Here is a 7516-nt window from a genome sequence, read left to right as displayed (position 1 = left end):
CGACGGGTGCGGGCCCGCGCCGCGGTGGTGGCGACCCAGCCGCAGAAGGCGACCCGGCTGCTCGACGGCGTCGCCCCCGAGGCGGCCGCCGAGCTGGCCGCGGTGCAGGTCTCGAGCATGGCGGTCGTCGCGATCGCCTACCGCAAGGGGGATCTGGCCGCGCCGGCTCCGACGGGCAGCGGCATCCTGGTACCGGTCAGCGAGGGCACCGCGGTGAAGGCGGCGACGTACGTGACCAACAAGTGGCCGCACGTCGCGGAGGAGGACCTGTTCATCGTCCGCGCGTCGATCGGCCGGCTGGGCGAGCAGCACGTGCTGCAGCGCACCGACGACGAGCTGGTCGCGCTGGCTCGCCACGACCTCGCGATCCTGGCCGGCATCTCCGGTGAGCCGGTCGACGCCCTGGTGCAGCGCTGGGCGGGCGGGTTGCCGCAGTACGACGTCGGTCACCTCGACCGAGTCCGGCGGATCCGGTCCGCCGTCGAGCAGGTCCGGGGGCTCGCGGTCGCCGGGGCCACCTACGACGGCGTCGGGATTCCCGGATGCCTCAACAGTGCGCGAAGCGCAGCCGACAAGGTGCTGCGTGACATCGAAGGAGATGAGTGACATGGCGGACGACGCCACCACCACGGAGTTCCGGCTCGGCGAGGACGGCAAGCCCGAGCACGCCGGCAACCTCAAGGCTCAGCGCATCAAGGAGCTCAACGAGACGCTGCGCTACGCGATGTGGTCGGTGTTCAAGGTGTCACCGTCCCTGCGCGAGCTGAGGACGTCACGGTCGAAGGCCGCGAAGCAGATCGACAAGCTGTTCGCGTCCGCGCTGAAGAAGGACGACGTGCAGGTCCGCGGCGTGTACGACGTGTCCGGTTTCCGGGCCGACGCCGAGCTGATGATCTGGTCGCACGCGCCGTCCACCGAGGCGCTGCAGGACCTCTACCAGCAGGTCCGCCGGTCCGACCTCGGTGAGCACCTGCAGCCGGTCTGGTCGCAGGTCGCGCTGCACCGGCCGGCCGAGTTCAACAAGAGCCACCTGCCGGCGTTCCTCGCCGACGAGGTGTCGCGGGATCACATCTGCGTGTACCCGTTCATCCGCTCCTACGAGTGGTACCTGCTGCCCGACGCCGAGCGCCGCCACATGCTGCGCGAGCACGGCCAGATGGCCCGCCCGTACGGCGGCGTCCGGGCCAACACGGTCTCCTCGTTCGCGCTCGGCGACTACGAGTGGATCCTCGCCTTCGAGAGCGACCAGCTGCACGACATCGTCGACCTGATGCGCGACCTGCGTGCGGCGACCGCCCGGCGGCACGTGCGTGAGGAGACGCCGTTCTACACCGGGCGGCGCCGCGAGATGAGCGACCTCATCGAGCGCCTGCCGTAGGCTACTGCCGGGGGGCGAGGGTCATCGAGATCGAGTTGATGCAGTAGCGGTCGTCGGTCGGCGTGCCGTAGCCCTCGCCGTGGAAGACGTGCCCGAGGTGCGAATGGCAGCTCGCGCAGAGCACCTCGACGCGGCGCATGCCGAGGGAGCTGTCCTCCTTGAGGATGACGGCGTCGCTGTCGGACGGCGCGTAGAAGCTCGGCCAGCCGCAGTGGCTGTGGAACTTCGTGTCCGAGCGGAACAGCTCGGCGCCGCAGGCGCGGCAGCTGTAGACGCCCTCGGTCTCGGTGTCGGTGTACTCGCCGGTGTACGGGCGCTCGGTGGCGGCCTGGCGCAGCACGGCGTACTCGTCGGGGGACAGCTGCGCGCGCCACTCTTCGTCGGTCTTGCTGACTCGGGGCTGCTGGATCTCGGTCATGCCTCCACGGTACGTCGATCGCCGGGGCCGTCGCGGGCCGCCGCGCGCCGCAACCGGTCACGTACCGTGGGGCCATGGCCAAGACACCCCCGGCGTTCGTGACCGCAGGCGATCGCGAGGTTCGCGTCTCGAGCCCCGACCGGGTGGTGTACGAGGCGACGGACCGGACGCCGGCCATCACCAAGCTGCAGGTCTGCGAGTACTTCGCCACCGTGGGCGAGGCGATGATGTCGGCGGTGGGCGAGCGGCCCACGACGATGGAGCGCTGGCCGGACGGCTGGCGCGAGGGCATGCGCCTCGCGGTGGGGCCGAAGGACGCGGACGCCGACGGCTTCTACCAGAAGCGGCTGCCGCGCGGTGCGCCGGACTTCGTCGAGACCGCCCGGATCGCCTTCCCCAGCGGGCGTGCCGCCGACGAGCTGTGCCCGACGGAGCCCGCCGCGATCGTGTGGGCCGCCCAGATGGGCACGCTGACGTTCCATCCGTGGCCGGTACGCCGCCCGGACGTCGACCATCCGGACGAGCTGCGCATCGACCTCGACCCGCAGCCCGGGACGTCGTTCGTCGACGCCCAGCGGGTGGCCGCGGTGGCCCGCGAGCTGCTCGAGGAGCTCGGCATCCGCGGCTACCCGAAGACGAGCGGGAACCGGGGCGTGCACATCTACGTGCGGATCGCTCCCGAGCACTCCTTCGAGGACGTGCGGCACGCGGCGATCGGCTTCGGCCGCGAGCTGGAACGCCGTGACGGCGGCGTGACCACCGCCTGGTGGAAGGAGGAGCGCGGCGAGCGGATCTTCGTCGACTACAACCAGAACAACCGCGACCGGACGATCGCCAGCGCGTGGAGCCTGCGGGCCCGCCCCGGCGCACCGGTGAGCACGCCGATGACCTGGGAGCAGCTCGCCGACCTCCGCGATCCGCGCGAGCTCAACCTCACGACGGTGCCGGGCTTGCTCGCCGACGGCGATGCGTGGGCGACGATCGAGGACACCGCCCACTCGCTGCAGCCGCTGCTGGACCTGTGGGAGACGCTGCCCGGCGGTGAGCTGAGCTTCCCGCCGGACTACCCGAAGATGCCGGGCGAGCCACCGCGGGTGCAGCCGAGCCGAAAGAACCCGCTGAACTGGTGATCAGGACATGGAGCGCGGATCGGGTTCCGGCTCCTCCACCACCGGGAACAATTCGCCCAGAGGATCGGGGTCGGAGGGCGGCGCCGGTAGCCACTCGACCTTGCCGGACGCCTTGCTCACGGTCAGCAGGTGGTCGTTCGGCCCGGGCGGCACGAGGGTGAGGACGTAGTAGTCGTCGTTGTGCAGGCCCGCCTCGGGCCACGGGTTGACGGTGTGGCTGCCGTTGCTGGTGCGGTTGATGAAGGTCTGCGCGGCGCGCGTCGCCTCCTGGTAGCGCATGGTCAGCGCTACCGGTCTGTAATGCGTATCCGCTGGTCTGGACGGTGATCTCACCTGCTCATGGTCCGTCCGATCGCCTGCAGGACACCACAGTGGTACTGCGGGTCCGAGGTCTCCGGAGGGTGTCAGATCCGCAGGATCCGGCCGGCGACCGCCAGCCGCACGTCGTCGCTCTCCGCGGCGATCGCGGCGTTGAGCCGGCCCATCTCGTCGCGGAACCGCCGCAGCGAGGCCTGCGCCGGCACCAGCCCCTGCCCGACCTCGTTGGTGACCGCGACGACGCGGCGCCGGGTCGTCCGCCAGGCCGCCACGAGCGCGTCGACCTCCGCCTGCACGGCGGCCGCGCCGGTGCGGTCCCACGCCGCGTCGTCCCAGGCGTCGTGGCGGTCCATGACGCGGGTGAGCCAGAGGGTGAGGCAGTCGACGAGCAGCGGGCCGCCGTGTGCCCTCAGCAGGCCGGCGAGATCGAGCGACTCCACGGTGGTCCAGTGCGCCGGACGCCGCCGGCGGTGCAGGTCGACGCGCTGCACCCACTCCGGGTCCTCGGACCGCGGGTAGGAGGTCGCGATGTACGTGACGTCGGTGGCCGTCGCCAGCAGGCGCTCGGCCTCGCGGGACTTGCCGCTGCGCGCGCCGCCGATGACCAGCGTGCGAAGCGGGCCGGGGGCCGGCTGCGCGCCGGTCATCGGCGCGGCTCCGTCGCCACCGATGCCGCGTCCGGGACGAAGCGCACCGGGGCGTCGAACGCGGCCCGGCGGGACACCCGCCGCAGCGCGCGCAGCACGGGGCTGCCGATCAGCAGGATCAGCAGCACGGTGAAGTTGGCTCGGGCGAGGTCCCACACCGCCGAGGTCGTCACGTAGTAGCGCGCGTAGTTCTCGAGGTTCTGGGTCGGGGAGGCACCCGCGACGAAGCTCAGCGCGTCGCCGTAGAAGCCGAACGGCCAGAACCACAGGTTCATGAGTGCGCCGTAGAACAGCCCGACGACGAAACCGAGGGCCGCGAGCAGCGCGACCTCCGCGCGTCCCCGGGCCCGCGGCAGGCAGCCGCCCAGGAACCCGACCCACCCCGCGGTCATCATCTGGAACGGCAGCCAGGGCCCGACACCGCCGGTGATCAGCGCCCCGACGAACAGCGACAGCGCGCCCTGCACGAAGCCGAAGCCGCGGCCGAAGACCCGCCCACCGAGCAGGATGAGCGCGAAGCTCGGCTCCAGCCCCGCGATGCCGGGGGAGAGCGCACGCAGCGCGCCTCCGACGGCCGAGAGGAGCCCGAGCAGCGCGATCGCCTTCGAGTCGATGTTGCCGGCGTTGAGCTCCGCGAGCACGATCGCGGCCAGCAGCGGCAGCACGGCGGCGAAGATCCACGGCGCGTCGGTGCTGTGCGAGGACGCCGTGGCGGCCGTGGCACCGTCCAGCACGAACGGCCAGCCGAACGCCGCGACGGTGACCAGGCTGGCCAGCAGCAGCGTGAGCGCGGCGGCCGGCTTGATCCGGATCACCGCCGGTCCGCTCACGCCGCACCGCCGGCCGTACGCCGCGGCTGCGCGGAGGTGACGAGGCCGTCCGTCGGCACCGAGCGGCCGTGCCCGGTCGCCGGCGCGGCCTCCGCCAGGGCACCTGCGACGTCTCCGGGGGTGAGCCATTCCTGCGGCGCCAGCACCTTCGCGACCTGGGGCGCGAAGGCCGGCGACGAGACCACGATCTCGGCGACGGGCCCGTCGGCGACGATCTCGCCGTCACCGAGCAGCAGTACTCTCGTTGCCACCTCGGCGACAAGCTCGACGTCGTGGGTGGCGAGCAGGATCCCGTGGCCGTCGGCCGCGAGCTGGCGCAGGATCGCCACCAGCCGCTGCTTGGCGAGGTAGTCCAGCCCGCGGGTCGGCTCGTCGAGCAGCAGCATCCGCGGCTGCGCCGCCAGGACGATCGCCAGCGCCAGGCACAGCTTCTGCCCCTCGGAGAGGTCGCGCGGGTGGTGCCGGTCGGCGATGCCCGGCGCGAGCCGATCCAGCAGCGCCCGGGTGGTGCCGGGCCGCGCTCCGGCGTCCTTGTCCGCCAGCGCGCATTCCTTGGCGACGGTGGGCGCGTAGAGCAGGTCCGACGGGACCTGCGGCACCAGTCCCACCTCCGGCGCGCGGACCGTGCCGTGCGCGCGCTTGTGCAGCCCGGCGATCGTGCGCAGGAGCGTGGACTTGCCCGCGCCGTTGCGCCCCATCAGCGCGACGACCTCACCGGAGCGGACCGTCAGGTCGACCCCCTGGAGCACCGGCCGGCGCGGGAAGCCGGCCACCAGGTCCGACAGCTCTGCGACGACCTCTCCGGGCGCGCGCGGCCCGTGGATCGGCGGGGCGATCGCCGCCAGGCGCCGGCGCAGCCCGTGCGCCCGGCGGCGGGCGTCGCGCACCGTCAGCGGCAGCGGCGTCCAGCCGGCGATCCGCCCGAGGTGCACCACCGGCGGCGCGATCGGCGTGCGGGCCATGATCTCCGCGGGCGAGCCGATCTGGGCCGGCGCTCCGTTCCCGGGGACGTGGATGATGCGGTCGACGTGAGGGACGACGCGCTCGAGCCGGTGCTCGGCCAGGACGACGGTCATCCCGAGGTCGTGCACGAGCCGCTGCAGCGTGGCCAGCACGTCCTCCGCGGCGAGCGGGTCGAGCGCGGAGGTCGGCTCGTCGAGCACCAGGATCCGCGGGTGGGTGGTCAGCACGGCTCCGATCGCCACGCGCTGTTGCTGGCCGCCGGACAGATGCGCCAGCGGCCGCCCGCGGAGGTCCGCCAGCCCGAGCAGGTCCAGCGTCTCCTCGACGCGCCGGCGCATGACCCGCGGCTTGATCCCGAGCGACTCCATCCCGTAGGCGAGCTCGTCCTCGACGTTGTCGGTGACGAACCCGGCGAGCGGGTCCTGGCCCACGAAACCGACGACGTCGGCCAGGTCGCGGGGTCGGTGCGTCTGCGTGCTGCGGCCGTCGACGAGCACGCGGCCGCGCAGCGTGCCGCCCGAGAAGTGCGGGACCAGCCCGTTGATCGCCCGCAGCAGGGTCGACTTGCCGCTTCCGGTGCTGCCCATGACGAGCACCATCTCGCCCTCGGCGATGTGGAAGTCCACATCGGCCAGCGCCGGCGCCGCGGCGTCGGCGTACGTGATGGTGACCTGCTCGAAGCGGATCATCCGGCGGCCTCCGACGCGAGCGCCCGCCGGCGATCGGCGTGCCGTGCGCCGCCGGCCGGCAGCGGCGGGGCGAGGAACGCCGGCAGCGCGGCGAGCAGGACGCCGATCAGCGCGGTCACGGGGACCGGCGGCACCGCGGTGGGCGAGCCGAGCACCAGCGTCTGCGGGGCGACGCGCATCTGCCAGAACATCAGCGCCGCCGCGGCGATCCCACACCCGGCGACGAGCACCTCGGGCAGCGCCCAGGGATCGGGGCGGTAGCGGGTGCGACCGGTCCGCCGTCCGCCGGCGACGAGGCCGAGCAGCGCGAGCGCGACCCCGGTCGCCAGCATCGGCAGGCCGAGCCACGACGTCGCCGTGCCGTTCAGCAGCCCGTAGAGACCGAGGCAGCAACCGACCGCGCCGGCGAGGACCAGCCCGACCGTGAGCCTGCGGGCGCGGGGGTCGGCGGTCGTGGTGCGCCCGTACCCTCGCGAATCCATCGCGGCCGCGAGGTCGACGGAGCGCTCCAGCGAGCCCTCGAGCATCGGCATCGCGAGCCTGCCGAGCCGCCGCAGCCGCCCGTGGGCGCCCCCGCGCAGCCGGGCGGCGTCCCGGACGCGGTGCGCGTCGGAGAGCAGCTGTGGCGCGAATGTCAGCGCGATGATGGACGCGACGCCGATCTCGTACAGCGCGCCCGGCACGTAGCGCAGCAGCTGCCGGGCGCTGCCGAGCGCGTTGGCCGCCCCGACGCAGCAGAAGATGGCCGCGAGCTGGAGAGCGACGTACACGGCGGTGAGCAGCGCCTCGAGCGTGACGGCGCCGCCGATCCGCAGGCCGGTCGACCGCGGCAGCGGAAGCTCGGGAAGGGTGACCAGGACGGTGCTGCCCTGGGTGCTTCCGGCGAAGAGGGCCTGGAACACGACGTGCAGGGCGATGACGAGCAGGGCGAGCTTGAAGAACAGCGCGTAGGAGGCCGCCCACGGCGTGCTCCCGCGGCGCGCGGACACCACGAACCAGGTGACGGCGATGATCATCAGCAGCGGGACGGGGTTCATCGTCCGGCTGGCGGCCGCGGCGAGGCCGAGCGCCCACAGCCACCACGCCACGGGATGCAGCGACCGCGGGTGGGTGATGAGGTGCTGGGGGCGCATGCCGACGGGT

9 protein-coding genes are annotated in these 7516 nt (G+C 73.1%); 3 read left to right on the top strand and 6 right to left on the bottom strand.

The features are described 5' to 3' along the window. Positions 1–606: protoporphyrinogen oxidase (gene hemG / locus F8A92_RS14185; RefSeq protein WP_153505818.1), on the top strand; the 606-nt coding region annotated here is incomplete at its 5' end. Next, the gene (hemQ, locus tag F8A92_RS14180) at positions 584–1378 is read left to right on the top strand and encodes a hydrogen peroxide-dependent heme synthase (protein WP_228389466.1); all 795 of its coding nucleotides are present in this window, start codon (positions 584–586) and stop codon (positions 1376–1378) included. The genes hemG and hemQ, both read left to right, overlap by 23 nt. 1 nt (position 1379) lies before the next feature. Here the strand turns inward: hemQ and msrB are convergent, their stop codons facing one another. After that, positions 1380–1796 carry a peptide-methionine (R)-S-oxide reductase MsrB gene (gene msrB, locus F8A92_RS14175; RefSeq protein WP_153505817.1) on the bottom strand — a complete coding sequence of 139 codons (417 nt, stop codon included), beginning with the start codon at positions 1794–1796 and terminating at the stop codon, positions 1380–1382. A 74-nt stretch (positions 1797–1870) separates the two neighbouring features. Between msrB and F8A92_RS14170 the strand changes: the two genes are divergently transcribed. Further along, on the top strand, positions 1871–2926 hold the full coding sequence (locus tag F8A92_RS14170; protein WP_153505816.1) for a DNA polymerase domain-containing protein: 1056 nt from the start codon (positions 1871–1873) through the stop codon (positions 2924–2926). On the opposite strand, the gene F8A92_RS14165 is transcribed toward F8A92_RS14170, so the two are convergent. The 5 genes from F8A92_RS14165 to F8A92_RS14145 form a co-directional block, all read right to left on the bottom strand. Further along, complete coding sequence (locus tag F8A92_RS14165; protein WP_153505815.1) at positions 2927–3205, bottom strand: hypothetical protein; 279 nt, start codon at positions 3203–3205, stop codon at positions 2927–2929. It lies immediately after the preceding gene. 125 nt (positions 3206–3330) lie between these two features. Next, on the bottom strand, positions 3331–3891 hold the full coding sequence (locus tag F8A92_RS14160) for a bifunctional adenosylcobinamide kinase/adenosylcobinamide-phosphate guanylyltransferase (RefSeq protein WP_153505814.1): 561 nt from the start codon (positions 3889–3891) through the stop codon (positions 3331–3333). Continuing rightward, a complete protein-coding gene (locus F8A92_RS14155) occupies positions 3888–4721 on the bottom strand; it encodes an ECF transporter S component (protein ID WP_194291503.1) in 834 nt (277 codons plus the stop codon). The genes F8A92_RS14160 and F8A92_RS14155 overlap by 4 nt, the downstream gene beginning before the upstream one ends. Continuing rightward, positions 4718–6373, bottom strand: a complete 1656-nt coding sequence (locus F8A92_RS14150) for an ABC transporter ATP-binding protein (RefSeq protein ID WP_153505812.1) — start codon at positions 6371–6373, stop codon at positions 4718–4720. The genes F8A92_RS14155 and F8A92_RS14150 overlap by 4 nt, the downstream gene beginning before the upstream one ends. Continuing rightward, positions 6370–7506 (bottom strand): energy-coupling factor transporter transmembrane component T, encoded by a 1137-nt coding sequence (locus tag F8A92_RS14145; RefSeq protein WP_153505811.1) that lies wholly within the window; start codon positions 7504–7506, stop codon positions 6370–6372. The genes F8A92_RS14150 and F8A92_RS14145 overlap by 4 nt, the downstream gene beginning before the upstream one ends. Positions 7507–7516 lie beyond the last annotated feature (10 nt).

Source organism: Cumulibacter manganitolerans, assembly GCF_009602465.1.
GTDB lineage: Bacteria > Actinomycetota > Actinomycetes > Mycobacteriales > Antricoccaceae > Cumulibacter > Cumulibacter manganitolerans.
Note: the sequence above shows the minus strand (reverse complement) of the source record. Positions and strands in the feature narration are given on the sequence as shown.

What these genes read in the sequence shown, in the direction of transcription:
- F8A92_RS14170 (WP_153505816.1), top strand. Translation starts at nt 1,871, where the DNA reads ATGGCCAAGACACCCCCGGCGTTCGTGACCGCAGGCGATCGCGAGGTT.
- F8A92_RS14150 (WP_153505812.1), bottom strand. Translation starts at nt 6,373, where the DNA reads ATGATCCGCTTCGAGCAGGTCACCATCACGTACGCCGACGCCGCGGCG.
- F8A92_RS14160 (WP_153505814.1), bottom strand. Translation starts at nt 3,891, where the DNA reads ATGACCGGCGCGCAGCCGGCCCCCGGCCCGCTTCGCACGCTGGTCATC.
- msrB (WP_153505817.1), bottom strand. Translation starts at nt 1,796, where the DNA reads ATGACCGAGATCCAGCAGCCCCGAGTCAGCAAGACCGACGAAGAGTGG.
- F8A92_RS14165 (WP_153505815.1), bottom strand. Translation starts at nt 3,205, where the DNA reads ATGCGCTACCAGGAGGCGACGCGCGCCGCGCAGACCTTCATCAACCGC.
- F8A92_RS14145 (WP_153505811.1), bottom strand. Translation starts at nt 7,506, where the DNA reads ATGCGCCCCCAGCACCTCATCACCCACCCGCGGTCGCTGCATCCCGTG.